We start from the raw sequence: 25922 nt of genomic DNA, 5'->3' as shown, positions 1-25922 counted from the left end.
GGGCCGGCTCGCCCCGGAACGCCACGTCGCACAGCCGGGGCAGGTCGCCCTCCGGGATGCCGCCGCAGGTGTCGGCGACCGCCAACCAGGCGGCGTCGCGTTCGCGCCCGGCGTCCACCCGGACGGTGCCGTCGCTCGGGGTGTAGCGCACCGCGTTGAGCAGCAGATTGCCCACCACCCGGGCCAGTTCGGGCTCGCTGGCCAGCACGGTGGGCCACCCCGACTCGGCGGCCACCAGACGGATCCGCCGGGCCTCGGCCAGCGGCGCGGTGCCGGCCAACGCGTCGGAGACCACCTCACCCAACGGCACCGCCGACATCGTCAGCCGCAACGCACCGGCGTTGATCCGGGACAGCTCGAACAGGTCGTCGACGAGGCGTGTCATCCGGTCGGTCTGCGTGCGGATGCGCCTGTGGTACTCGGCGACCGTCCCCGGGTCGTCGACCACCCGGTCCTCCAGCGCCTCGGCCATCGCCCGCAGCCCGGCCAGTGGCGTGCGCAGGTCGTGCGACACCCAGGCCACCAGGTCCCGACGGCCCTTCTCGACCCGCCGCTCCCGTTCCCGGGCCTGGTCCGCCCAGACCGCGGCCGTGGCCAGCCGCCGCCCGAAGTACCAGCCGACGGCGAGACTCACCGACGCCGCGGCGGCCACGGTGAGCAGGACGACCTGGAGGTCGTGTGGAGACAGGAACATCGCCTGGGCGACCACCACGACGCCGGCCACCACGGCGGCGACCGTGATCGTGAGCAGGACGCAGACGTGCACGGTGATCGACCGGTCGCGCAGCAGCCGCAGGGTCAACGCCCCGAGCAGACCCACGCCGAGGGCCGCCGCGAGCGCCGCCGCGAAGATCAGCGCCAGGTCACGCATCGGCCGGCTCGTACCGGTAGCCGACACCCCAGACCGTGACGATCCGGCGCGGCTCGGCCGGATCGTCCTCGACCTTCTCCCGCAGCCGCCGCACGTGGACGGTCACCGTGGACTCGTCCCCGAAGGTCCAGCCCCACACCCGTTCCAGCAACTCGGTGCGGCGGAACGCCCGCCTCGGGTGCCGCATCAGGTGCGCCAGCAGGTCGAACTCCCGTACCGTCAGGGCCAGCTCGCGGCCGTGCAACCGGGCGATCCGCGGCCCCGTCGCGACCTCCAACCCCGCGTCGGCGAGGAGCTCGGCCGGCGGCCCGGCCGGCTCGCCGGCCCGGCGCAGCACCGAGCCGACCCGCAGCACCAGCTCACGCGGGGAGAACGGCTTGCCCAGGTAGTCGTCCGCGCCCAGTTGCAGGCCGAGCACCCGGTCGGCCTCGTCGCCACGCGCGGTCAACATGATGATGGGTACGCCGTCCGGCCGCTCGCGCAGCCGCCGGCACACCTGCAACCCGTCCAGCCCGGGCAGCATCAGATCCAGCACCACGAGGTGCGGCGGCCGGTCCCGGACGGCCTCCAGGGCGGCCAGCCCGTCCCCGACGTGGCTCACGTCGTACCCGGCGTGCTCCAGATACCGGCAGACCACGTCGCTGACGGTCCGGTCGTCGTCGACCACGAGCACCCGCTGCGCCACCGGCCACCTCCCCGGCCAGCCTAGCCAGCGCCGACGGGGTCGACGACGGCGCAGATCTTGCGGTCTTCTTACGTCCCGACTGACCGAGTGATCAGCCGGGCGGCGCGGGCTGCGTACGATTCGGGGTCGAGTTTTCCTCGTCGCGGCGGAGGTAGCGGTAGATGGCAGCCCAGCACGAGGGTTTCGCCCTCGGCGTCGACCTCGGTACGTCCAACACGGTCGCGGTGCTGCGCTGGCCGGACGGGCGGACCCGTCCGCTGCTGATGGACGGTCAGCCGGTCAGTCCGTCCGCCGTGTACGCCGACCCGGACGGCACCCTGCACGTCGGCTGGGACGCGCGACGGTTGGCGCTGGCCGACCCGGCCCGGTTCGAGGCGAACCCGAAACGCCGCGTGGACGAGCCGACCGTGCCGCTGGGCGAGCGCTCGTACCCGCCGGCGGACCTGCTCGCCGCGGTGCTGGCGGCGGTGGCGCGGGCCGCCGTGGGCGCCGTGGGTTTCCTGCCCCCGGCCGTGCTGACCTGCCCGGCGGCGTGGGACGGGACGCGTCGGCAGGTGCTCGCCGACGCGTTGTTGCGGGCGGGCTGGCCGCAGGCCGCCGAGCACACCCTCGCCGGGCCGACCCCGCCGGGCACCCGGTTGCTGCGCGAGCCGGTGGCCGCGGCCCGCTACTACACCCAGGTGCTGCACCGGCCGGTGCCGGTCGGCGGCGCGATCGCGGTGTTCGACTTCGGCGGCGGGACGCTCGACGTCGCGGTGCTGCGCAACGAGGGCGCGGACCCGTGGGGTGATTCCGGGTTCAGCGTGGTCGCCGACGGCGGGCTGCCCGACCTGGGCGGCCTGGATCTCGACGCCGCGCTGGTGCGGCGGGTCGGTGAGCTGGTCGGTGAACGGCACGCCGCGCAGTGGGCGCGGCTTGTCGGGCCGGGGGACGCGGCGCAGCGCCGCGACCAGGTCCGGCTGTGGGACGAGGTACGGGGTGCGAAGGAGACGCTGTCCCGTTCCGTGGTGGCCCCGGTCGCGGTGCCGGGGTTGCCGGACGCGGTGCAGCTGACCCGGGCCGACGTGGAGCGCGTCGCCACACCGCTGCTCCGCCGGGCGGTGGACCGCGCCCGGGAGGTGATCGCCGCCGCCGGGCTGCGTCCGGACCAGCTCGACGGGTTGTTCCTGGTCGGTGGTTCGTCGCGGATCCCGCTCGTGGCCCGGATGCTGCACGCCGAGCTGGGTGTGGCGCCGACGGTGCTGGACCAGCCGGAGCTGCCGGTGGCCGAGGGCGCGCTGACCGACCTTCCACTGCGCCGGGCGCAGCCCGCGTACGCCGGGCCGCCCGTCGCCGCGCCGCCGCCTGCCCCGGTGCCCGGCTCGCCGTGGCCGGGTTCGCCTCCACCGGCGGCCGTGCCGGCGGGCGTCGGGTCGCCCTGGCGGCGGGCGCGCTGGATGGTGCCCGTGGCGGTGCTCGCCCTGGCCGCCGTGGCGACCGCGACGACGCTGTACCTCACCCGGGACCGCTACCCGGACCTGGAGTTCGGGCCGCTGCGCGAGCTGTCCCGCCCGGCGGCCGGCAGCGAGCGGCCGGACGCCATGTGGACGGCGGTGCTCGGTGACCGGGCCTACCTGGGCTATCCGCTGCCCGACGACCGGCTGGAGGTGGTGGCCGTCGATGCCGGCACCGGCGACGAGCTGTGGCGCAGGGCGACCGACGTCACCGCCGACGACTGGAGGGCGCTGATCGCCCTCCCCGGCGCGGTCGCGGTCCTCGCCGACGCCCCGGGCGACAGCACCCCCCGGCCGCTGGCCGTCCTCGACGGCCGCTCGGGCGCCCAGCGCTGGCAGCGGTCGGTCCGCGGCGACGATGACGTCTTCTTCGCCGACGACACGGCGGTGCTTGTCGACCGGGCCGCCGGCCGGCTGGTCGGCCTGCGCCTGCGCGACGGTGACGAGACGTGGAACAAGCCCAGTCCCACCGACCAGTACGGCGGCGTCCGTACCGTCGTGCGGCCGGTCGGCACCGACGAGGCCGCCGGCGGTCCGGCCTTCCTCGACGGCGCACCCCGCGACCCGTGGACGGGCAAGGGACGCCGACTCGTGCAGGTCGGCGCGGACCGTTCGGTGCGGCTGCTCGACATGGCCTCCGGCGCCGTCCTGCGCCAGTGGGGCAGCGTCGCCGACCTCGACGACCTGGTGGTGGCCCACGAGGACCGCCTGTACGTGGCCGCCAACGACACCGGCTACCAGTTGCTGTCGTACGACCTGGGCTCCGACGCCGAGCCGGTGGTCCTCTTCCGGTCCGGGGACGACGAGTACCGCCCGAAGGAGCTGGTGGCCTGCGGCGAGCGGCGGGCGTGCCTGGTGCAGGTGCCGGGCGGTCAGGCCGAGCGGACCGAGGTGGTGGCGGCGACCGAGGGTGAGCGCGCGCTCCGCTGGTCCGCCCCGGGCGTGACGGGCGTGATCCCGTTGGGTGAGCGGGTGCTCGCCCAGCGGGAGTACCCGAAGCCCGCCGTGACCCTCTTCGACGCCGCCGGTAAGCCCGTGCTGCGCGACCGGGGTGGCGTGGCGGCGCGACTCGACGCCGGCAACCTGCTGGTGTTCGCCACGGCGCCCAGCACTGTCGCGGACAACCGGGTGCTGGCAGGCGTGTGGGCCGGGTCCGGCGAGGTCGACGAGCTGGGTGAACTCCAGGACGTCCGCAGCGCGTCGTGCTCGTGGAACAACCGGGTCATCGCCTGCGGCGCCGACAGGGACTTCGTGCTGTACCGCTTCGCCGACGAGTGACCGGGCGGGGTCAGGCTCGGACGATCGTCGTGCCGTCGACCGTGATCGGGATCTCGGTGAGCCCTCGGGTCGCGGGGCCGCCGAGGCGGGCGCCGTCGCCGACGGCGAAGGTGGAGTTGTGCGCCGGGCAGGTGATCACCCCGTCGGTTGGCGCGCCGACCCGTACGCCCTGGTGGGGGCAGGTCGTGTCGTACGCCTTGAACCTGCCGGCCTCCGGTTGCACGACCAGTACGCCGCTGGTCACCGTGCCTCCGCCGACCGGCACGTCGGCGGTGCGGGCCAGCACGGTTCCGGGAGTGGCGGCCGCCTGACCGGTCGGGCCGTCACCCGCGCCGCAGGCGCTGAGCAGCCCGGCGGCGCCGACCGCGCCGGCCCCGGTGAGCAGGGCGCGCCGGCTCAGGCACCAGCGGTTGTCGCGGAGGAATTCCTGCCCGTCGTACACAGTCGTCACCTCTCTCGTCGCGGCCCGGACCGCCGTCGCCCGGTGGCTCGCCGGACCAGCCTGCCCCACCGGACTGAACGCGCGATGCGAGCGGGCTGGACGGTGGCTGGGTGCGCTCGGCCGGGCCGGGCCGGGCCCGTACGATGCTCCGGTGATTCTTCGGGGTACGGTCCGCGCCGATCGTCCGCTGGTGGTCCTCGCCGTGGGGAAGGAGGCCCGCTACCTCCCGCCGGATCTGCCGGTGCTGCTCACCGGGATGGGCAAGGTCAACGCCGCCAGCGCGGTGTCGGCGGTGCTGGCCGCCGGGCCGCGCCCCGGTCTGCTGCTCAACCTGGGCACGGCCGGCGCGCTGCGCCCCGGGTGGGCGGGCATCCACGAGGTCGCCACCGTGCTCCAGCACGACCTGGACACGGCCCTGCTGCGCACGCTCACCGGCGAGACCTACGGGGCGCCGCTGGCGCTGGCCGCCGAGGGGGCGGTGCTGGCCACCGGCGACACGTTCGTGGCCGACGACGACGCGCGGGACCGGTTGGCCCAGCGCGCCGACCTGGTCGACATGGAGGGGTACGCGGTGGCGTGGGCCGCCGCGCAGGCCGGTGTGCCCTGCCGGCTGATCAAGCAGGTCAGCGACGAGGCGGGCGACGGCGCCGCCCGGACGTGGCGGGATTCGGTGGACGCCTGCGCCCGGGACCTCGCCGACTGGGCCGGTCGGCACCTCGCCTGACCGTCGAGGGTCATCCGGCGGGTCGTCGCGGTCCGAGCCCCCGCGTGGTTTCCCGGCCGCCGCTTCTGGGGGCTAGGACGTGCACGGCCAGGGCGAGGGCCACGATCGCGCTGACCAGCACCGGTGGCCAGCCGCCGGCCCAGGGCAGCACCAGCAGGGGCAGCAGTTGCGACGCCACTCGCCGCCACGGCACGCGGGCGGACAGCAGATAGGCGAACAGGACCCGGCCGAGCACGAAGATCAGCGGTCCGCCGATGATCAGCATCAGCCACCGCGCCGGGGTCGGTCCGGTCGGACGGTCGACGACCAGGTCGAAGGAGGCCGCCGTGACGGCCACGCCGACCAGCAGCACCAGATGGCTGTACGGAGTGACCCGGGTGGACCGTCCGGGCACTGACGCGGCCGCGGTCTCGAGCAACTCGCCGGCCCGGTAGACGTAGATCTGCCAGAGCAGCAGCATGATCGCGAACGCGCAGAGCAGGGCGGTGATCCTGAAGCGGTCGAATTCGCTGCGGCTGAGTTCCAGGGTGGGCACCAGGATGATGTCGCCGAGGGCCAGGATGACGAACTGCTGGTACCGCTCGCCGAGGTGCGCGGTGGTCCGGTCGTACTGGTCCAGGGGCACCCGGCCGATCCAGGGCGTGGGGTAGCGCGCCGCCGCGGAGAGCAGGTCGATCGCGATCGCGATGATCCAGATCCACCACCGCTCATTGTCGGCAACCGCACCGATGATCCACAGGACACCGGACACCGGACACCAGGAACCAGAACAGGAACCGGGTGGCGCGCGCCATGGCCGAGCGGTGCTGCTGCCGGTACAACGTGCTGACCAGGACGATGCCGCGCACCACGTGGGTGCCGACGTAGGCGAGCGCGAAGACCGTGGCCTGCCCTCTGGTGACCATCGGCAGCGATGCCGCCATCCCGACCGAGCCGACCATGGCCACCATGAGGATGGCCTGGATGGGGCGTTGCTGCGGGTCGTAGAACTCGGTTGTGGTGGAGGTGACCGACCAGGTCCACCAGATCGCCGTCAGCATCAGCGCCACCGCCGCGCTCTGCGCCCAGGACTCCTGGTCGGCGAGCAGCTTCGAGGTCTGCGCGAGCGCGGCCACGAAGACCACGTCGAAGAGCAGCTCCAGCAGCGTCGCCCGGGTCGACCCGTCCAGACGGCGGACCAGCGCCGGGTTACCTCTGGTGGTCATGCCCGGCCTCCCGCTGTGTCCACCGGAATTATCGGCGGCGTCGGTGGCGTCCGTCCGAGGATCGGCGATTCCGCCGGTGTGACGTCGGCGCGAGGTTGCCATGGCGTCGGCCGCCGGGCGATGCTTGTCGCATCCACATATTTCGATCTCTGCGGAGGTTCGGATGCGCCGCTCCCCGCTCGTCGCCCTCGTCCTGACCGTCCTCGTGCTCGTCGCGCCCGGCGCCGCGCAGGCAGGCGTCCCCGACCGGTCCACCGCCGAGCCCGCCGCCGTACTGGCCCGGGTCCGCACGGCGGGCACCGCCTGGGGCCTCGACCCGGCCACCGGCCGGACGACCCTCACCGTCGACGACACCGTCGCCCCCGCCGACCTGGCGGCCCTGCGGGCGGTGGCCGCACGAGCCGGCGCGCTGCTGCGCCACGAACCCGGAACGCTGCGGACCCTGATCGCCGCCGGCCAGGGCATCTACGGTGGCGGCAGTCGCTGTTCCCTCGGCGCGAACGTGCGCAGCGGCAGCACCTACTACGTGATCACCGCCGGGCACTGCACCGCCGCCGTCAGCGCCTGGTACGCCGACAGCGCGCAGACCACAGTGCTCGGCACCCGCACCGCCACCAGCTTCCCGAGCAACGACTACGGGCTGATCCGCTACACCGGCCGGATCGCCCATCCGAGCGCCGTCTACACCTATCCCGGACTGCTCACCATCTACGGCGCCGGCAACGCGTACGTGGGTCAGGCGGTGTGCCGCAGCGGCGCCACGACCGGGGTGCGCTGCGGCAGCGTCACCGGGCTCAACCAGACCGTCAACTACGCCGAGGGCGTGGTCTACGGGCTGATCCGCACCAACATCTGCGCCGAGCCGGGAGACAGCGGCGGCCCGCTCTACGTGGCGTCCACCGGCACCATCATCGGCATCCTCTCCGGTGGCAGCGGCAACTGCACCTCCGGCGGCACCAGCTACTACCAGCCGATCACGGAGGTGCTCGCCGCGTACGGGCTGACCCTGCCCTGATCCCAGCGGGACAGCTTGCCCGCCGCGCGCGACACGTCCTAGGCTCGGTGGCGCCCCGGCCCCTGCCCGTGAGGACGTGCGCCCCCATGCCATCGGACCTTCGGCCCGACCGTCCGACTGGCCCGATCAGCCCGGCGTCGGTCGAGGTGGCGGCGGTGGGGGAGACCATGGTGATGCTCTGCCCCGCCCCGGGTGTGCCGCTCCAGGACGCCGAACGGGTCGCCGTCTCGGTCGGCGGCGCGGAGTCCAACGTGGCCGGCTACCTGGCCCGGCTCGGGCACCGGGCGACCTGGGTGAGCCGGGTCGGCGACGACCCGTTCGGCCGGGCCGTCGTCCGGCACGTCGCCGCCGCCGGCGTACGCGTGGACTCCGTACGGGTCGACCCGGGCGCCCCCACCGGCCTGTACGTGAAGGACCCGGACCCGGGCGGCACCGCCGTGCACTACTACCGGGCCGGATCGGCGGCCTCCCGGATGGACACCGGCACTTTGGCCGACCCCCGGCTGGCCGGTGCCCGGGTGCTGCACCTGTCCGGGATCACCCCGGCGCTCTCCGCCACCTGCCGGGCGCTGACCGAGCACGCGGTGACCGACCGGCCGCTGCCGGGCGCGCTGGTCAGCTTCGACGTCAACCACCGGGCCCGGCTCTGGCCGGTCGACGAGGCCGCGCCGGTGCTGCGTGACCTCGCCGACCGCAGCGACCTCGTCTTCGTCGGCCAGGACGAGGCGTACGCCCTCTGGGACACCGCCGACCCGATGGCCGTACGCCGGCTGCTGCCCGGCCCACGGACCGTGGTGGTCAAGGACGGCGCGGTGGGCGCCACCGCGCTGTGCCATGACGCCGAGCCGGTCTTCGTGCCGGCGCCCCGGGTGACGGTGGTGGAGCCGGTCGGGGCCGGGGACGCGTTCGCCGGTGGCTACCTGGCCGGGCTGCTGCGTGGCCTCGACCCGGCGCGGCGGCTGCGCCTCGGTCATCTCGTCGCCGCGCAGGCGTTGGGCAGCATCGGTGACAACGCGGCGCTGCCGCCGTGGCCGTGGTTCGAGCGCCTGCTCGACGCCCCCGACGACGCCTGGTCACCACTGGACCTGACCTCGGATGGAGTGGACCATGACCACAACGGACTTTGACCAGATCTTCGGCGGCGCCCGGGTGATGGCGATCCTGCGCGGCCTGCCGGTGGCCGAGACCGTCCGGCTCGCCGTACGCGCCTGGGATCTCGGCATCGACGTGGTGGAGGTCCCGGTGGCCACGCCCGACGCGGTGCCGGCGCTGCGGGCCGCCGTCGAGGCCGGCGCCGAGCGTGGCCGGATCGTCGGCGCCGGCACCGTGCTCGACGGCGGGCAGGTCGCGGCGGCGGCCGACGCGGGGGCCGCGTTCACCGTCGCGCCCGGTCTCGACCTCGATGTGGCCGACGCCGCCGCCGCGCGCGGCCTGCCCCACCTTCCCGGCGTGGCCACCCCGACGGAGGCGCAGCAGGCGCTTCGGCACGGCCTCACCTGGCTCAAGGCGTTCCCGGCGATCTCCCTCGGGCCGGCCTGGTTCCGGGCGATCGCCGGCCCCCTGCCGCAACTGCGCTTCGTCGCCACCGGCGGCCTCGACGCGGGCAACGCCGCCGCGTTCCTCGACGCGGGCGTGCGGGTGGCGGCTGTGGGCTCGGCCCTCTCCGACCCCACCCAGCTCGACGCGCTGGCCAAGCTGGCGACACACCCGCGCTGACCGGCGCCCCGCGTCGAGCTGGGCGGGGCGGCGGGACTGCCTCACGCTTACCGCTCCGGTGGCCGGCCGCAGGTCGGGGTGTCGCGCGCACCCGGGCCGGCGGCCGGTTAGCCGCCGGTGGCGTCAGCCGTCGGCCGCCGGCCGGTCGAGGAAGAGCAGCCGGGCGCGTTTCTCCGGCAGGTCGATCATCGGTCCGGGCCGGAACCCGGCGCGCCGGAACCGGTTGATGGCGCGGTCGTTGCGGGCGTCGGGTTCCATCACGACCCGCAGCCGACCCGGGTCGGCGAGGACGAAGTCGAGGATCGCGCCGAACAGCGTGCCGGTGAAGCCGCGCTCGACAGCCACCGGCGGCCCGACGAGCAGGTGGACGCCGATGTCGCCGGGGCGTACGTCGTAGCACTCGCCGACCGGGTCGGCGTCGGGCTGGTAGGTCTGCGCCAGCGCGACAGGCACGCCGTCGCGGTGCACCAGGTACGCGTGGTGGGTGTCCAGCGAGTCGAGGTACGCGTAGATCTCGCGCACCCGCTCGCGGCTGGCGTCCCGCATGCCCCAGAAGCGGGCCCGCTCCTGCGTGACCCAGTCGTGCAGCAGGTCGACGTCCTCGTCCGGACGCACGGGACGGATGGTGACCACACCGAATCCGCTGACGTCGCGCCGGTGGTGGTGGCGATCAGTGGTCATCCTTCTCCTCAACGAGGTGGTCCCAGTCCGTGACCACCGGCAGCAGCTCGCCGGCGAGCCAGGCGGCGCTCTGGTCGTCGTGGTGCGGGTCGCCGGGCACCCCGCAGGCGCCCAGCGGGACCACCCAGCGGCTGTCCTCGCGCCGCGCCAGGTCCCAGACGAACCGGGCGGCCGGCCCCCGGAAGCACCAGTGGGTGACCCCTGGCACGCTCGACGTGGCAAGCACGCAGTCGTGGTCGCCGTCGAGCCGGGGCCCCGGTCCGGCCTGCGGGTCGGGCAGCGCCCGCCACGACGCCAGCCGGTGCAGGTCCCCCCAGCGCGTGGATCCGTCCGCCGTGCCGCCGACCTCCGCGAGGGCCGCGCCCACCAGCGCGGCCATGTCCACGTCGGGCAGCCGGGTGACGTCGAGCAGGTGCTCCAGGGCGTAGCCGACCCGCGGCGTCAGCGCCAGCCAGGGCGCGAACACCTCCGGGTACGCGGGCGGCTCGGCCAACGCCGCGAGGGCCGGGTGGGCGGCGGTCCGGCGTACGACGGCCGCGCGCAGCGTGGCGAAGTCGGCGGCGTCGGTGCTGTCGGCGGCCATCCGGCGGTCCCAGCGCAGCAGCCGGTCGCGCAGCGCGGCGGCGTCCGGGTCGAGCCCGGTCAGCCCGGCGAGCACCGCCAGCAGTGGCCCGGCCGAGCCCAGGTGCGTGTCGGTGTGCACGGCGGCCATCCGGTCGGCCGTCCAGTCCTCGTCGGCGGCGAGCAGCTCGGCGATCCGACGCGCGCGGTGCGGCGGCGCGAACTCGACGCCGAGCGGCGCCGCCAGCCCGCGTTCGTTGGCCATCACCGCCTGCCCGGTCACCTCGGCGCGGGGCATCGGCGCGTACCAGCCCTGCCAGGCGTGCCGGGCCTCCCAGGCGGGGACCACCCGCCGGCCGTTGTCCGGATGCCGTACCGGCACCGCTCCCGCCACCCGGTGCAGCAGCCCACCGGCGGTGTCCGCCGCCTGCACCACGTTTACCGGCTCCACCCAGTGCCGCAGCGCCCGGTCCACATCGGCCACCGTACGGGCGCGCAGCAGCTCCGGCAGCGCGGCGAAGCCCAGCTCGGCGCGGACCCGGGGCGGGTAGCGCAGGCTGAGCGAGGTCGGCTCGTCCGGTCCGCCGGCGAGCACCGGACCCCGGTCGGTCTCCAGCACCTCCACCTCGACCGGTGCGGCCCCGGCCACCTCGATCGTCTCGACGTGCCGGTGCGCCGGCTGCCAGCCGTCCGGGCCGAGCGCCCGCACGCCGGGGCCGTCGCGGCGCAGCCGCTCGGCGTACACGTCCTGGTAGTCGGCCATCGCGTTGGTGATCGCCCAGGCCACCGCTCCGGTGTGGCCGAAGTGCGCGATGCCCGGTACGCCCGGCACCGCCAGTCCGACCACGTCGTACTCCGGGCAGGCCAGCCGGATCTGCTGGTAGACGCCCGGGTCCTCGATGAACCGGTGCGGGTCGCCGGCGAGCAGCGCGGCGCCGGTGCCGGTGCGTTCGGCGGCGAGCAGCCACCCGTTGCTGCCCGCGACGGCCGGCCCGTCGGTGGCGAACGCCTCGACCGCGTCCGGGCCGAGCCGCTGCGCCACGTGCGTCCGCCAGAGCTTGCCCGGGAACCCGGCGAACAGGATGTGGTGGCCCAGCCAGACCGCGAGGGGTGTCCACGGCTCCCACCGGCCCGGGGTCAGCCCGGTGGCGGCGAACTCCGGCGCCCGGGCGGCCCCGGCGGCCAGGCCGGCGTTCACCCCGGTCACGTACGCGCCCACCCACTGGGCGGTCGCCGCGTCCAGGGCGGCGTGGCAGCGGCGGGCGGTGTCGTCGAGGCGTACCTGCCGGGCGAACCGGTCCCAGGCGAGCGCGTCGGCGCCGAGGAAGGCGGCGCTGGTGCCCTGGGACCGGTGCCGTTCCACCTCGATCTGCCACGCCCGGTCGTACGCGGTCACCCGGCCCTGCTCGGCAGCCAGGGTCAGCGGGTCGTCGGCGCGCAGGTGCGGCACGCCCCACCGGTCGCGGAACCGCCGCGCGCTCACGCCGGCTCGACGGCTCGGCGGCGGGCGGCGGGGACGACGAGCGGTGTGCCGGTCTCCGGGTCGTCGATCACCCGGCAGGGCAGCCCGAACACCTCGTTGACCAGGTCGGCGGTGACCACCGTCGCCGGGTCGCCGGCGGCCACCACCCGACCGTCACGCATGGCGATGAGGTGGGTGGCGTACCGGGCCGCGTGGTTGAGGTCGTGCAGCACCGCGACCAGGGTGCGGCCCTGCTCCTCGTGCAGTCGGGCGCAGAGGTCCAGGATCTCGATCTGGTGGGCGATGTCCAGGTAGGTGGTCGGCTCGTCGAGCAGCAGCAGCGGGGTCTGCTGGGCCAGCGCCATGGCCAGCCACACCCGCTGCCGCTGCCCGCCGGACAGCTCGTCGACGAGCCGGTCGGCGAGGTCGTCGACCCCGGTCGCGGCCATCGACTCCTGGACCACCCGCTCGTCCTCGCGGGACCACTGCCGCAGCAGCCCCTGGTGGGGGTAGCGGCCCCGGGCGACCAGCTCGGCGACGCTGATGCCGTCCGGCGCGATCGACGACTGCGGCAGCAGGCCGAGGGTACGGGCCACGGTGCGGGCGGACTGGGCGTGGATGTCCCGCCCGTCCAGCAGCACCGCGCCGGCGTTCGGGCGCAGCATCCGCGACAGCGCGCGCAGCACTGTCGACTTGCCGCACGCGTTCGGGCCGATGATCACCGTGAACGACTGATCCGGAATGGCGACTGTCAGGTTCTCGGCGATGACGCGCCGGTCGTAGGCGAGCGTCAGCGCGGCGCCGCCGAGCCGGGTGCTGCCGGGGTGCATGGGTGCTCCTTCGAGGGGGTCGCGGGTGGTCACAGTCGACCGGCCCGGCGTTCGACGGCCAGCAGCCAGACCAGGTAGCCGCCGCCGATCACACCGGTCACCACGCCGACCGGGAGTTGGTGCCCGGCGAACGCGCGCTGGGCCAGCAGGTCGGCGCCGACCAGCAGCGCCGCGCCGACCGCCATCGACGGCAGCAGGTTGGGGCCGGGTGCCCGGGTCAGCCGTCTGGTGACGTGCGGCGCGACGAGCGCCACGAACGACACCGGGCCGGCGGCGGCCGCCGCGAACGACACCAGCAGCACCGCCGAGGCGAGCAGCACCAGGCGCAGCCGGACGACCGGCACGCCGAGGGCGCTGGCGGTGTCGTCACCCAGTTCCATCATCCGCAGCGCCGCCGCGCAGCCGACCAGGACCACCGGCGCCAGCACGGCCGTGACGACGAGCAGCGGGCCGGCGTTGGCCCAGCCGCGCCCGTCCAGGCTGCCGGTGAGCCAGAGCACGGCGCGGGCGGCGTCCATCAGCGGCGCCCGGGTCAGCAGGTAGCCGTTGACGCCGGTGAGGATCGCGGCCACGCCGATGCCGACCAGGATGAGCCGGTAGCCGTGCACGCCGCGTCGCCAGGCGAGCGCGTAGATCACCAGGCCGGTGGCGATCCCGCCGACGACCGCCGCGCCCGCGAGGGCCAGGCTGCTGCCACCGAGGACGACCACCACCAGCGCGCCGGTCGACGCGCCCTGGGTGAAGCCGAGGATGTCGGGGCTGCCCAGCGGGTTGCGGACCAGGGACTGGAAGATCGTGCCGGCCAACGCCAGCGCCGCGCCGACCAGCAGGGCGGTGACCAGCCGGGGAAGTCGCAGCTCGGAGACGATGAACTGCTCCGCCGGGGTGCCGCCGCCGGTCAGGGTGCGCAGCACGTCGGCCGGTCCCATCGGGTAGTCGCCGCTGCCGATGGCGACCAGGCCGAGCCCGGCCGCGAGCAGGGCGGCGCCCGCGCCGACGGCCAGCGCCCGGGGGCGGAACCGCACCGACAAACCGCCTGGGGTACGCAGGACGCTCACGGGTGTGCCACCCGGGAGCGGCTGACCAGCCAGAGGAAGAGCGGACCGCCGAGCACGGCGGTCACCATGCCGACCTGGAGCTCACCCGGGCGGCCCAGCACCCGGCCGAGCACGTCCGCGCCGAGCAGCAGCGCCGGCGCGAGCACCGCGCAGTAGGGCAGCAGCCAGCGCAGGTCGGGACCGGTCAGGGCACGGACGAGGTGCGGCACCAGCAGTCCGACGAACACGATCGGGCCGCAGGCGGCGGTCGCCGCGCCGCAGAGCAGGGTGACCGCGACGATCACCGCGGCGCGGATCAGCGCCGGTCGGGCGCCCAGGGCGCGTGCCGTGTCGTCGCCGAGCGCGAGGGCGTTCAGCGGTCGCGCGGCGGCCAGGGCCACCAGCAGACCGGCCAGGATGAAGGGCGCCACCCGGGTCACGGTCGCCGCGTCCGCGCTGGCCAGCGAGCCGACCGTCCAGAACCGCAGCCGGTCCAGCGAGGCGGCGTCGAGCAGCATCACCGCGCTCACGTACGAGTAGAGGGTGGCGTTCAGGGCCGCCCCGGCCAGCGCCAGGCGGGCCGGGGTGGCCCCGCGTCCGCCGCCCACGGCGTAGACGAGCGCGGTGACCACGGCCGCGCCGAGCAGCGCGAACCAGACGTACCCGCCGATGGCGGTGACGCCCAGGAAGGCGGCGGCGGTGGCGACGGCGGCGGACGCGCCGGCGTTGATGCCGAGCAGCCCGGGGTCGGCGAGGGGGTTGCGGGTGAGGGCCTGCATCACCGCGCCGGCCACGCCGAGCGCCGTGCCGGCGAGGAGCCCGAGCAGGGTACGCGGCAGCCGCATCCGGTGCACCACGGCGTACTCGGTGGCGTCGCGGTCCAGCAGACCGGACCAGACGTCGGTGAGCGGTAGCGACTTCGCGCCGACCGCGATGCTGAGCAGCAGGATCACGCCGAGCAGCGCCACGGCGCCGAGGAGCCCGGCGGCGCGGGCCGCCCGGCGCCGCACCGGGGGAGGCGCCGTGGACCTCGCCGGCACGGGAGGTGCCGATCTGGTGACGGTGGGTGTGGCGTCCAGTGTGGGCTCCGGAGTTGTGCGACACGTCGGTACCGCTGTTGACAATGACCGAGGTTAGGCTAACCTAACCCCGCTGTCCTGGTCGACCCCGGCCCTCCCTTGATCGAAAGACGACACCATGCCCGATGCATTGTCCTCCCGTCGCCTCTCTCGTCGTGGCCTGCTGGCCGCCGGCGGCGCCGCCACGCTGGCCGCCCTGCTCGCCGGCTGCGGCAAGGACGATGCCGCCAAGCCCGCCGCCAACAACGGGGGCGGCCCCTGGTCGTTCACCGACGACCGCGGCAAGAAGATCGAGGCGGCGGCCCGCCCGGCCCGGGTGGTGGCCTTCACCGGCGTGGCGGCGGCTCTGGTCGATTTCGGTCTCGACAAGCAGCTCGTCGGCGTGTTCGGCGAGACCAAGCGCAGCGACGGGACCGTCGACCCGCAGGCGGGGGACCTGAACGTCGAGGCCGTGGAGATCATCGGCAACGTGTGGGGCGAGTTCAGCCTGGAGAAGTACGCGGCGCTGCGCCCCGAACTGCTTGTCACCCACATGTACGACCCGGACGCCCTCTGGTACGTGCCGGACGAGAGCAAGGACAAGATCCTGCCGCTCGCGCCGAGCGTGGCCGTCACCACCGCCCGGGTGCCGATGACCAAGCCGATCGAGCGGTACGCCGCGCTGGCCGAGTCACTCGGCGCGGACCTCTCCGCGAAGAAGGTCACCGACGCGAAGACCCGCTTCGACGCCGCCGCCGAGGCGGTCCGCCAGGCGGTCAGGGCCAACCCCGGCATCAAGGTGATGGCCTGCTCCGGCAGCCCCGACCTGTTCTACGTCTCCAACCCGAAGGTCAGCACCGACCTCATGTACTTCGCCGAGCTGGGCGTGGACATCGTCGTTCCGACCAAGCTCGAAGCCGGCGACTACTTCGAGGCGCTGAGCTGGGAGAACACCGGCAAGTTCCCGGCCGACCTGATCCTGCTGGACAACCGCAGCACCGCGCTGCAGCCCAAGGACCTCGCCGCCAAGCCGACCTGGCAGCAACTGCCGGCGGTCAAGGCCAACCAGGTCACCCCGTGGGACGCGGTGCCCCGCTTCTCGTACGCCGGCGCCGCGCCGCTGCTGGAGAACCTCGCCACCGCCATCCGGAACGCGAAGAAGGTCAGCTGACGCCCGGAGCGACTCCGCCGCCGGCCACCGGCGGCACGGAGTCGCTCCGGTGGCCGCCCGAGTAGCGACCCCATCGAGGGCAGCACAACCCCCGGCGCGACGACGCGCCGGGGGTGGGTTCCGGCTGCCCATCGTCGAGAACGTGGAGGACATCCGTGACCGTGCCGACGTACCCCGTCGAGACCACCGCGCCCCCGACGGCGCCGGCGCCCGCCCCGGCCGCCGCGCGGGCACAGCTGCTGAACCAGGGCTCCGTCGAGCAGTACCGGCAGGCGATCGCCGCCGGCGTCGACCGGGTCGCCCGCCGGGTGGCCGACGTGGACCGTCCCGGCACCGGCGTGACACCCGCCGAACTGGCGCCGCTTGTCGACCGCGTCGACCTGGACCGACCGCTTGGTGACGCCGGCGCCGCCCTGGACGAGCTGGAGGACGTCTACCTGCGCGACGCCGTCTGGTTCCACCACCCCCGCTACCTCGCCCACCTCAACTGCCCGGTGGTCATCCCGGCGCTGCTCGGCGAGGCCGTGCTCACCGCCGTGAACTCGTCGCTGGACACCTGGGACCAGAGCGCCGGAGCCACCCTCATCGAGCGCCGCCTGATCGACTGGACCGCCCAACGGATCGGCCTCGGCCCGGACGCCGACGGGGTGTTCACCAGCGGAGGCAGCCAGTCCAACCTCCAGGCGCTGCTGCTGGCCCGGGAGGAGGCGTCTGCCGACGCGCTCGCCCCGGCGGCCCGCGCCGAGCTGCTGCCCCGGCTTCGGGTGCTCACCTCGGCGGCCGGTCACTTCAGCGTGCAGAAGTCCGCCAAGCTGCTCGGCCTCTCCCCGGACGCGGTGATCGCCGTTCCCACCGACGCCGGGCGGCGGATCCGCCCCTGCGCGGTCCGCGAGGAGATCGCCCGGTGCCGGCAGGCCGGGCTTGTGGTGATGGCCGTCGTCGGCACCGCCGGCACCACCGACTTCGGCTCCATCGACCCGCTCGCCGAGCTGGCCGACATCTGCGCGGCGGCAGGCGTGTGGCTGCACGTGGACGCCGCGTACGGCTGTGGTCTTCTCGTCTCGCCGACGCGCCGGCACCTGCTCGACGGCATCGAGCGGGCCGACTCGGTGACCGTCGACTACCACAAGTCGTTCTTCCAGCCGGTCAGCTCCAGCGCGCTGCTGGTCCGCGACCGGCGGGTGCTGCGGCACGCCACCTACCACGCCGACTACCTCAACCCGGCCCGGATGGTGGAGCAGCGCATCCCCAACCAGGTCGACAAGAGCCTGCAGACCACCCGCCGCTTCGACGCGTTGAAGCTCTGGCTGACCCTGCGGGTGATGGGCCCGGACGCGCTCGGCGCGCTCTTCGACGAGGTGGTCGACCGTGCCGCCGACGCGTGGCGGCTGGTCAGCGAGGACCCCCGCTTCGAGGTGGTCACCCGCTCGCAGCTGAGCACTGTGGTGTTCCGCTACCTGCCCACCGGCCCGGGCCGCGAACTGGCCGACGCCGCCAACCTGCACGCCCGTGAGGCCCTGGCGGCGTCCGGCCTCGCCGTGGTCGCCGGTACCCGGGTGGACGGCCGGCACTTCCTCAAGTTCACCCTGCTCAACCCCGCCACCACCGTCGACGACGTCGGTCACGTGCTGGACCTCATCGCCACCCACGCCGGCCGGTACGTGCACGACCACGCCACCGCCGCCCTGACCTGCTCCGTCGGCTGACGCCGGTGACCACGAACCCGCGCCTGGAGACTCCGATGTCCACCCACGACTTCATCGCCATCGGGCTCGGCCCGTACAACCTGGGCCTGGCCTGCCTCACCGCGCCGATCGACGAGCTGGACGGCGTGTTCCTGGAGGCCCGCCCGAGCCTGGCCTGGCACCCCGGCATGCTGCTGGAGTCCGCCCGGTTACAGACCCCGTTCATCGCCGACCTGGTCAGCCTCGCCGACCCGACCTCGCCGTACTCCTTCCTCAACTACCTCAAGGAGATCGGCCGGCTCTACCCGTTCTACATCCGGGAGAGCTTCTACCCGCTGCGCGGCGAGTACGACGCGTACTGCCGGTGGGCGGCGGCGAAGCTGCCGAACCTGCGCTTCGGTCAGACGGTGACCACCGTGGAGTTCGACGCGGTCGACGACCGGTATGTGGTGCGGGCCAGCACGGGCGAGTCCGAGAGCGTCGAGTACCGGGCCCGGCACCTGGTGCTCGGTACCGGCACCCCGCCGCACCTGCCCGACGTCGTCGCCGGCCTGCCCGGCGACGCCGTGCACAACTCGCGCTACCTGGAGCACCGGGATGCGCTACGCACCAAGCGGAGCATCACCGTGGTCGGCAGCGGGCAGAGCGCCGCGGAGATCTACCACGACCTGCTCGGCGACATCGACCGGTACGGCTACCAGCTCAACTGGGTGACCCGCTCGCCCCGGTTCTTCCCCCTCGAATACACCAAGCTGACGCTGGAGATGACCTCACCGGACTACGTGGACTACTTCCACGCGCTGCCCGAGGTGACCCGCTACCGGCTGGAATCCGAGCAGAAGGGCCTCTTCAAGGGCATCAACGCCGACCTGATCAACGACATCTTCGACCTGCTCTACGCGCACAGCGTCAACGGACCGGTGAACACCCGGCTGCTCACCAACACCGAGCTTGTCGGCGCCGAGCACCGGGACGGGGCGTACGCGCTGCGGCTGCGTCAGGTGGAGCAGGAGCGCGACGTCGCCCTGCGGACCGAGGGACTGGTGCTCGCCACCGGTTACCGCTACCGGGTGCCGGAGTTCCTCGCCCCGGTGTCCGACCGGATCCGCTGGGACTCCCACGGCCGCTTCGACGTGGCGCGCAACTACAGCATCGACCACACCGGGCGGGGGATCTTCCTGCAGAACGCGGGCACCCACACGCACAGCATCACCTCACCCGACCTGGGCATGGGCGCCTACCGCAACTCCTGGATCATCCGCGAGTTGCTCGGCCGGGAGCACTACCCGATCGAGAAGAGCATCACCTTCCAGGAGTTCGGGGTGACGTCGTGACAGGCGTCTTCACCCGCGTCGACGACCGGCTCGGCGAGTTCGCGCTGCGTACCGTCGACCCGGATGCCGACGCCGCGCTGCTGCACTCCTGGGTGACACACCCGAAGGCGTCGTTCTGGCTCATGCAGGACGCCGACGAGGCCGCCGTGGCCGAGGAGTACCGGCGGATCGCCGACCACCCGCACCACGACGCGTACGTCGGGCTGTGGCGGGGGGGTCCGGCGTTCCTCGCCGAGCGCTACGACCCGGCCCACGTCGAGCTGGTCGGCCGGTACGACCACCAGCCCGGCGACGTCGGCATGCACTTCCTCTGCGCGCCCGTCGGCACGCCCGTGCACGGTTTCACCCGGGCGGTGATTCGTACCGTCATGGCCTGGCTCTTCGACGACGCGACGACCCGGCGGGTGGTGGTCGAGCCGGATGTGCGCAACACCGCCGTGCACGCGCTGAACGCCGCCGTCGGCTTCGAGGTCATCGGCCCGATCGCCAAGCCCGAGAAGGACGCGCTGCTCAGCGTCTGCACGCGTGCCCAGTTCCAGGCCGCCGTCACCGACTGTCAAGGAGCCCAGGCGTGACCGCCACCGCTTTTTCCACCGTTCCCACCTCCACCGGCGACCCGGTCGGGCATCTCACCCCGCAGCGTTGGGCGCGGGCCAACCGGCTGCTGGTGCGCAAGGCGCTCGCCGAGTTCACCCACGAACGCCTGCTCGACCCGCAGTCCGTTCCCGGCCCCGACGACCGGCGGTGGTACGAGGTCCGCAGCGACGACGGCACGGTCACCTACCGGTTCGCGGCCCGGGTGCTGACCCTGGCGCACTGGCAGATCGACGCGGACAGCATCACCAGGCACCGCGACGGCGTGTCGCTGCCACCGGACGCGGTGGACCTGATCGTCGAGCTGCGTGGCGCCCTCGGGCTCTCCGCGCGGGTGCTGCCGGTCTACCTGGAGGAGATCACCTCCACCCTCGCGGGCGCCGCGTACAAGCTGGCGCGGTCCGCGCCGAGCGCCGCCGAGCTGGCCGGTGCGGACTTCCAGACCATCGAGACGTCGATGACCGAGGGGCATCCCTGCTTCGTGGCCAACAACGGCCGGCTCGGCTTCGGTGTCGACGAGTACCACCGCTACGCCCCGGAGGCCGCCGAGGCGGTCCGGCTGGAGTGGCTGGCCGCGCACCGGGACCACTCGACGTTCAGCAGCGCCGCCGACCTCGACTACGACACGCTCATCGAGAGCGAGTTGGACGCGGAGACCCGGGCCCGGTTCGCGGCCACGATGGCCGGCCTCGGCCTGGATCTCGCCGACTACCACCTGATCCCGGCGCACCCGTGGCAGTGGTGGAACAAGTTGGCGGTCACCTTCGCCGGTGAGCTGGCCGAGCGTCGGCTGGTGCACCTCGGCCCCGGCCCGGACGCGTACCTCGCGCAGCAGTCCATCCGCACCTTCTTCAACGTCACCGAGCCGCGCCGGCACTACGTCAAGACCGCGCTGTCGGTGCTCAACATGGGCTTCATGCGGGGACTGTCCGCCGCGTACATGGCCGCCACGCCGGCCATCAACGACTGGCTGGCCGACCTGATCGCCGGTGACGAGGTGCTGACCGGCTCCGGGCTGACCGTCATCCGGGAGCGGGCGGCGGTCGGCTACCGGCACCGGCAGTACGAGGCGGCCACCGAGCGCACCTCCCCGTACCGCAAGATGCTGGCCGCCCTGTGGCGCGAGAGCCCGGTGCCCGACCTGGCGCCGGGGCAGCGACTGTCCACCATGGCCGCGCTGCTGCACGTGGACAACGACGGCGGTTCGCTGGCGGCGGCCCTGATCGACAGGTCCGGGCTGCCCGCCGAGGTGTGGCTGCGCCGCTACCTGGACGCGTACCTGACCCCGCTGCTGCACAGCTTCTACGCCCATGACCTGGCCTTCATGCCGCACGGGGAGAACGTCATCCTGGTCCTCGACGAGCGGGACACCGTCGTACGGGTGATCTTCAAGGACATCGCCGAGGAGATCGCGGTGATGAGCGCCGACGTCGAGCTGCCGGAGGCGGTGGAGCGGGTCCGGGTCGACGTGCCCGACGACACGAAGCTGCTGAGCATCTTCACCGACGTGGTGGACTGCTTCCTGCGGCACCTCAACGCGGTGCTGGTCGAGGCCGGCGCACTCTCCGAGGACGACTTCTGGCGTACGGTCGCCGCCTGCGCGGCCGACTACTTCGAGCGGGTGCCGCACCTGGCCGATCGGGTCCGCCACTACGACCTGTTCGCGGCGGAGTTCACGCTGTCCTGCCTGAACCGGCTCCAGCTGCGCGACAACCAGCAGATGGTCGACCTGGCGGATCCGTCGGCCGCGCTCCAGTTCGTCGGCACCCTGGCCAATCCGCTGGCCGCCCACGCCCCGACCGCCGGGTGACAGCGCCGGCGGCAGCGGGTGCAATGGGGGTATGGGTCTCCTCCGTACCGCGAGTCTGTTCGCCGCCACCCTGACCACCGGCCTGACCGCCGGGCTGTTCGCCGCGTTCGCCTACGCGGTGATGCCCGGTCTCGGCCGCACCGACGACCGGACGCTGGTGCTCGCCATGCGGCGGATCAACGAGTCCATCCTCAACGGATGGTTCGCGGTCTGCTTCGGCGGTGCGTTGGCGTTCACCCTGCTGGCGGCGGCGTTGCACCTGGGTGGCGGGCACCGGGCGGTGCTGCCGTGGATCGTGGCCGGGCTGGTGTCGTACCTGGTGGTCCTCGGTGTCACCGCGGTCGTCAACGTGCCGCTCAACAACGCGCTGGCCCGGGCCGGCGACGCCGACCCGGCGGCGGCGCGGGCGCGTTTCGAACGGCCGTGGGTACGCGGCAACGTGGTGCGCGCCGTCGCCTCGACCGGGGCGTTCGGGCTGCTCGCCTGGGCTCTGGTCGAGGTCGGCCGCCTGCCCCGTTGAGTCATGGGTGTTATCGATAACATCAAGAACAGAAAATCATCACCTTGAATGCATCGGGTCTCTCGCCGTAACATGCCGGACACGATGTGAACGCTAACGTTCGCATCGCACCGTCCCGCCGAGCCCGCCTCGCCCGGCTGTGCTGCCCGTGGAGGTTCCATGTCCCCCCTGCCCATCAGTCGGCGTCGCGTACTGCAGGCCGCCGGTGCCACCGCAGTCATGTCCGCCACCGGCGCGACGGTCATCGGCGCGAGCGCCGCCTCCGCCGCCGTGGTCCCGCCCGCCCGTTCGGACATCGGCGTCTCGGCGTACCCCTTCGACCAGGGTCAGGTACGGCTCACCACCGGCCGCTGGCTGGACAACCAGAACCGGACCCTCACCTACCTGCGCTTCGTCGACGTCGACCGCCTGCTCTACAACTTCCGGGCCAACCACCGGCTGTCCACCAACGGCGCCGCCACCAACGGAGGCTGGGACGCGCCGAACTTCCCGTTCCGGACCCACATGCAGGGGCACTTCCTGAGCGCCTGGGCGTACGGGTACGCGGTGCTGGGCGACACCACCTGCCGGGACAAGGCGAACTACATGGTGGCCGAGCTGGCCAAGTGCCAGGCCAACAACTCCGCCGCCGGGTTCGCCACCGGCTACCTCTCCGGCTTCCCGGAGTCCGACTTCACCGCGCTCGAGGCGCGGACGCTGTCCAACGGCAACGTGCCGTACTACTGCATCCACAAGACCCTCGCCGGGCTGCTCGACGTCTGGCGCTACACCGGCAGCACGCAGGCCCGCGACGTGCTCCTGCGGCTCGCCGGCTGGGTGGACACCCGCACGGCCCGACTGAGCTCCAGCCAGATGCAGTCCATGCTCGGCACCGAGTTCGGCGGCATGAACGACGTGCTTACCGACATCTACCAGCAGACCGGCGACGCCCGGTGGCTCGCCACCGCGCAGCGGTTCGACCACGCCGCCGTGTTCAACCCTCTGGCCGCCAACCAGGACCAACTCTCCGGCCTGCACGCCAACACCCAGGTGCCCAAGTGGGTGGGTGCCGCCCGGGAGTTCAAGGCCACCGGGACCACCCGTTACCGGGACATCGCCAGCAACGCGTGGAACATCACCGTCGGCGCGCACACCTACGTCATCGGCGGCAACAGCCAGGCCGAGCACTTCCGGGCGCCCAACGCCATCGCCGGCTATCTCAGCAACGACACGTGCGAGCAGTGCAACACCTACAACATGCTCAAGCTGACCCGGGAGCTGTGGCTGCTCGACCCGAACCGGACGGACTACTTCGACTTCTACGAGCGCGCGCTGATCAACCACCTGATCGGCGGCCAGAACCCGGCCGACAGTCACGGCCACATCACCTACTTCACCCCGCTGCGCCCGGGTGGGCGTCGGGGCGTGGGTCCGGCCTGGGGCGGCGGCACCTGGAGCACCGACTACAACTCGTTCTGGTGCTGCCAGGGCACCGGCCTGGAGATCAACACCAAGTTGATGGACTCCATCTACTTCTTCAACGGCACGACGCTGACCGTGAACCTGTTCACGCCGTCGGTGCTGACCTGGTCGCAGCGCGGCATCACGGTCACGCAGAGCACCAGCTACCCGGTCAGCGACACCAGCACCCTCACGCTGTCCGGCACGATGAGCGGCTCGTGGAGTGTCCGGGTCCGCATCCCGGCGTGGACGAGCGGCGCGACGATAAGCGTCAACGGTGTCGCGCAGAGCGTCGCCACGACTCCGGGCAGCTACGCCACAGTCACCCGGACCTGGGCGTCCGGCGACACCATCACGGTGCGCCTGCCGATGCGGGTCGTCACGCAGCCCGCCAACGACAACCCCGGCGTCGCCGCCATCACGTACGGCCCGACGGTGCTCTGCGGCAACTACGGCAACACGTCGCTCAGCGCGCTCCCGTCGCTGAACGTCTCGTCGGTCGCCCGCACCAGCACCAGCGCGTTGGCGTTCACCGCCACGGCGAACGGGTCCACGGTCAACCTCGCGCCGTTCTACGACGCCCACGGCTACAACTACACCGTCTACTGGAGTGTCAGCGGCAGCAGCGGTGGCGCCAGCCACCGACTGGTCAACGTGGGCACCGGCCTGGTGCTCGGCATCCAGAACATGTCCACCGCCGACGGTGGGCTCGCCGTGCAGTGGGGTGACAGTGGCACCGCCGACCACAACTGGGTCGTGGTGACCGACGGCGCCGCGGTCAGGTTCCGTAACGTCAACAGCGGGAAGGTCCTCGGGGTGGAGAACATGTCCACCGCCGACAACGCCCGCGTCCTGCAGTGGGCCGACAACGGCACCGCCGACCACCGGTGGACGCTCGTGGACAACGGCGACGGCACCTACAAGATCCGCAACGTCAACAGCGGCAAGCTGCTCGGCATCCTCAACGGCTCCACCTCGTGGGGCGCGCAGGCCGTCCAGGATTCGGACAACGGCAGCGCGGACAACCGGTGGCGGCTCGTGGCGAACGCCTAGGGCGCAGCGGCTCCGGCCTGGCTCAGCTGACCGTCCCCGCGCTGCGGAACGCGCGGGCCAGCTGAGCCAGGTCGAAGCCCTCGAAGTGCTGCAGGAACCGCCGGCGGATGGCGGCCAGGTGGCTGGGCCAGGACTCCTCCAGGCGGGCGAAGCCGGCGTCGGTGAGGACGGCGTTCCAGCCGCGGGCATCCTGCTCGCACCGCTCCCGCTTCACCAGGCCCTGCTTCTCCAGCCGGATGATCGTGCGGGTCATACCGCTGAGTGAGAGGTGGCAGAGCGCGGCGAGCTCGTGCATGCGCATCCGCCGGTTCGGCGCCTCGGAGAGGTTCATCAGGGCGATGTACTCGGTCAGCGGCAGTTGCCGGTCACTGATCATGTCGCCGTCGATCGTGCGGGGCAGCACGTGCATCACCTGGCCGAGGGCGCGTACCAGGGCCTCTTCGTCCGGGGTGAGCGGTTTCGGACGCTCTGGGGGAGTGCTGGCCATGCGCCCCAGCGTAGTTGCTTGATCTGTCAAATGCCCACTCTCGGTGTGGGGACAGCCACACGACAGCTATTTGCTTGACCAAGCAATAATTCGCTAGCGTCGGCGCGTCCACCAGAACCACTCCTGAAAGGCGCCACCATGACCAGGATCGGGATCATCCTCGGCAGCACCCGCCCGGGGCGGAACGGCGAGGCTGTCGCCCGCTGGGTCCTCGAGGTCGCCAAGCAGCGCTCCGACGCGGAGTACGAGCTGATCGACCTGTTGGACTACCAGCTGCCGCACCTCGACGAGGCGTACCCGCCGTCGATGGGCCAGTACACCAAGCCGCACACGCTCAAGTGGGCCGAGACGATCGCCTCGTACGACGGGTTCATCATGGTGACCCCCGAGTACAACCACTCCACCTCGGGCGCCCTGAAGAACGCCATCGACTTCCTCTACGGCGAGTGGAACAACAAGGCCGTCGGGTTCGTCAGCTACGGTTCGGTCGGCGGGGCGCGTGCCGTCGAGCACCTGCGCCTGATCGCCGGGGAGCTCCAGATGGCCGACGTGCGTTCCCAGGTCGCGCTGTCGCTCTTCACCGACTTCGAGAACTTCAGCGTCTTCAAGCCCAACACGTTCCACGAGGACGCGCTGAACACCACCCTCGACCAGGTGGTCGCCTGGAGCGCCGCGCTCGCGCCGCTGCGCCAGCGCTGACCCGACCCGAGCCGAGCCGGCCGTGGGAGTCCCTCCCGCGGCCGGCTCAGCCCGTCAGGGGCCGTGCCGTG

The 25922-nt window shown here is 73.1% G+C and carries 24 protein-coding genes; 13 read left to right on the top strand and 11 right to left on the bottom strand.

The genetic code is table 11. The annotated features are described in order from the left end of the window. Positions 1 to 871, bottom strand: an 871-nt coding sequence (locus FHG89_RS22265) for a sensor histidine kinase (RefSeq protein ID WP_139586355.1), incomplete at its 3' end; no start/stop codon positions are given. Beyond that, entirely contained in the window at positions 864 to 1556 is a 693-nt protein-coding gene (locus FHG89_RS22260) for a response regulator transcription factor (RefSeq protein WP_139586354.1), read from the bottom strand. The genes FHG89_RS22260 and FHG89_RS22265, both read right to left, overlap by 8 nt. Positions 1557 to 1717: 161 nt before the next feature. Here FHG89_RS22260 and FHG89_RS22255 point away from each other — a divergent pair, with 161 nt between their 5' ends. Further along, entirely contained in the window at positions 1718 to 4327 is a 2610-nt protein-coding gene (locus tag FHG89_RS22255; RefSeq protein ID WP_139586353.1) for an Hsp70 family protein, read from the top strand. 10 nt (positions 4328 to 4337) lie between these two features. Here the strand turns inward: FHG89_RS22255 and FHG89_RS22250 are convergent, their stop codons facing one another. Then, complete coding sequence (locus FHG89_RS22250) at positions 4338 to 4778, bottom strand: Rieske (2Fe-2S) protein (protein WP_208761054.1); 441 nt, start codon at positions 4776 to 4778, stop codon at positions 4338 to 4340. A 142-nt stretch (positions 4779 to 4920) separates the two neighbouring features. On the opposite strand from FHG89_RS22250, the gene FHG89_RS22245 reads away from it, so the two are divergent. Beyond that, positions 4921 to 5493 (top strand): nucleosidase, encoded by a 573-nt coding sequence (locus FHG89_RS22245; RefSeq protein WP_139586352.1) that lies wholly within the window; start codon positions 4921 to 4923, stop codon positions 5491 to 5493. 10 nt (positions 5494 to 5503) lie between these two features. Here the strand turns inward: FHG89_RS22245 and FHG89_RS34195 are convergent, their stop codons facing one another. Then, positions 5504 to 6244: a low temperature requirement protein A gene (locus FHG89_RS34195; RefSeq protein ID WP_139586351.1), complete on the bottom strand. Its 741-nt coding sequence runs from the start codon at positions 6242 to 6244 to the stop codon at positions 5504 to 5506. Continuing rightward, a complete protein-coding gene (locus FHG89_RS34190) occupies positions 6201 to 6698 on the bottom strand; it encodes a low temperature requirement protein A (RefSeq protein WP_167517490.1) in 498 nt (165 codons plus the stop codon). Before FHG89_RS34190 ends, FHG89_RS34195 begins: the two co-directional genes overlap by 44 nt. Before the next feature lie 163 nt (positions 6699 to 6861). Here FHG89_RS34190 and FHG89_RS22230 point away from each other — a divergent pair, with 163 nt between their 5' ends. The 3 genes from FHG89_RS22230 (at position 6862) to FHG89_RS22220 (ending at position 9429) form a co-directional block, all read left to right on the top strand. Next, on the top strand, positions 6862 to 7713 hold the full coding sequence (locus FHG89_RS22230; RefSeq protein ID WP_139586349.1) for a S1 family peptidase: 852 nt from the start codon (positions 6862 to 6864) through the stop codon (positions 7711 to 7713). A gap of 155 nt (positions 7714 to 7868) precedes the next feature. After that, positions 7869 to 8840: a sugar kinase gene (locus tag FHG89_RS22225; RefSeq protein WP_244295714.1), complete on the top strand. Its 972-nt coding sequence runs from the start codon at positions 7869 to 7871 to the stop codon at positions 8838 to 8840. Beyond that, positions 8821 to 9429: a bifunctional 4-hydroxy-2-oxoglutarate aldolase/2-dehydro-3-deoxy-phosphogluconate aldolase gene (locus tag FHG89_RS22220; RefSeq protein ID WP_139586347.1), complete on the top strand. Its 609-nt coding sequence runs from the start codon at positions 8821 to 8823 to the stop codon at positions 9427 to 9429. Before FHG89_RS22225 ends, FHG89_RS22220 begins: the two co-directional genes overlap by 20 nt. A gap of 123 nt (positions 9430 to 9552) precedes the next feature. Here FHG89_RS22220 and FHG89_RS22215 read toward each other — a convergent pair whose 3' ends face one another. Genes FHG89_RS22215 through FHG89_RS22195 form a run of 5 tightly spaced genes read right to left on the bottom strand, consistent with a single transcriptional unit; the run spans position 9553 to position 15124 of the window. Then, positions 9553 to 10110, bottom strand: a complete 558-nt coding sequence (locus FHG89_RS22215) for a GNAT family N-acetyltransferase (RefSeq protein ID WP_139586346.1) — start codon at positions 10108 to 10110, stop codon at positions 9553 to 9555. Beyond that, complete coding sequence (locus FHG89_RS22210) at positions 10100 to 12154, bottom strand: penicillin acylase family protein (RefSeq protein ID WP_139586345.1); 2055 nt, start codon at positions 12152 to 12154, stop codon at positions 10100 to 10102. The genes FHG89_RS22215 and FHG89_RS22210 overlap by 11 nt, the downstream gene beginning before the upstream one ends. Beyond that, positions 12151 to 12963 (bottom strand): ABC transporter ATP-binding protein, encoded by an 813-nt coding sequence (locus FHG89_RS22205; RefSeq protein ID WP_139586344.1) that lies wholly within the window; start codon positions 12961 to 12963, stop codon positions 12151 to 12153. The genes FHG89_RS22210 and FHG89_RS22205 overlap by 4 nt, the downstream gene beginning before the upstream one ends. 29 nt (positions 12964 to 12992) lie before the next feature. Further along, positions 12993 to 14021, bottom strand: coding sequence for a FecCD family ABC transporter permease (locus tag FHG89_RS22200; RefSeq protein WP_139586343.1), 1029 nt, complete (start codon positions 14019 to 14021; stop codon positions 12993 to 12995). Beyond that, the gene (locus FHG89_RS22195; protein ID WP_167517489.1) at positions 14018 to 15124 is read right to left on the bottom strand and encodes a FecCD family ABC transporter permease; all 1107 of its coding nucleotides are present in this window, start codon (positions 15122 to 15124) and stop codon (positions 14018 to 14020) included. The genes FHG89_RS22200 and FHG89_RS22195 overlap by 4 nt, the downstream gene beginning before the upstream one ends. Before the next feature lie 73 nt (positions 15125 to 15197). Between FHG89_RS22195 and FHG89_RS22190 the strand changes: the two genes are divergently transcribed. From FHG89_RS22190 to FHG89_RS22160, 7 genes are all read left to right on the top strand, one after another. Next, positions 15198 to 16229: an ABC transporter substrate-binding protein gene (locus tag FHG89_RS22190; protein WP_139586342.1), complete on the top strand. Its 1032-nt coding sequence runs from the start codon at positions 15198 to 15200 to the stop codon at positions 16227 to 16229. 155 nt (positions 16230 to 16384) lie between these two features. Further along, positions 16385 to 17935, top strand: coding sequence for a pyridoxal phosphate-dependent decarboxylase family protein (locus tag FHG89_RS22185; RefSeq protein WP_425280202.1), 1551 nt, complete (start codon positions 16385 to 16387; stop codon positions 17933 to 17935). Between the two features lie 35 nt (positions 17936 to 17970). Further along, positions 17971 to 19248, top strand: a complete 1278-nt coding sequence (locus tag FHG89_RS22180; protein ID WP_139586358.1) for a lysine N(6)-hydroxylase/L-ornithine N(5)-oxygenase family protein — start codon at positions 17971 to 17973, stop codon at positions 19246 to 19248. Beyond that, positions 19245 to 19823, top strand: a complete 579-nt coding sequence (locus FHG89_RS22175; RefSeq protein WP_139586341.1) for a GNAT family N-acetyltransferase — start codon at positions 19245 to 19247, stop codon at positions 19821 to 19823. Before FHG89_RS22180 ends, FHG89_RS22175 begins: the two co-directional genes overlap by 4 nt. After that, on the top strand, positions 19820 to 21652 hold the full coding sequence (locus FHG89_RS22170; protein ID WP_139586340.1) for an IucA/IucC family protein: 1833 nt from the start codon (positions 19820 to 19822) through the stop codon (positions 21650 to 21652). Before FHG89_RS22175 ends, FHG89_RS22170 begins: the two co-directional genes overlap by 4 nt. A 31-nt stretch (positions 21653 to 21683) precedes the next feature. Next, entirely contained in the window at positions 21684 to 22172 is a 489-nt protein-coding gene (locus FHG89_RS22165) for an anthrone oxygenase family protein (protein WP_139586339.1), read from the top strand. A gap of 159 nt (positions 22173 to 22331) precedes the next feature. Further along, positions 22332 to 24665 (top strand): beta-L-arabinofuranosidase domain-containing protein, encoded by a 2334-nt coding sequence (locus tag FHG89_RS22160; RefSeq protein ID WP_139586338.1) that lies wholly within the window; start codon positions 22332 to 22334, stop codon positions 24663 to 24665. 22 nt (positions 24666 to 24687) lie between these two features. On the opposite strand, the gene FHG89_RS22155 is transcribed toward FHG89_RS22160, so the two are convergent. Continuing rightward, positions 24688 to 25152, bottom strand: a complete 465-nt coding sequence (locus FHG89_RS22155; protein ID WP_139586337.1) for a MarR family winged helix-turn-helix transcriptional regulator — start codon at positions 25150 to 25152, stop codon at positions 24688 to 24690. Positions 25153 to 25290: 138 nt separating this feature from the next. Between FHG89_RS22155 and FHG89_RS22150 the strand changes: the two genes are divergently transcribed. Further along, entirely contained in the window at positions 25291 to 25851 is a 561-nt protein-coding gene (locus tag FHG89_RS22150) for an NADPH-dependent FMN reductase (RefSeq protein ID WP_139586336.1), read from the top strand. Positions 25852 to 25922 lie beyond the last annotated feature (71 nt).

This window comes from Micromonospora orduensis, from assembly GCF_006228125.1.
GTDB lineage: Bacteria > Actinomycetota > Actinomycetes > Mycobacteriales > Micromonosporaceae > Micromonospora > Micromonospora orduensis.
The sequence above is the reverse complement of the archived record's forward strand: the minus strand, read 5'-3'. Positions and strand labels throughout refer to the sequence as shown.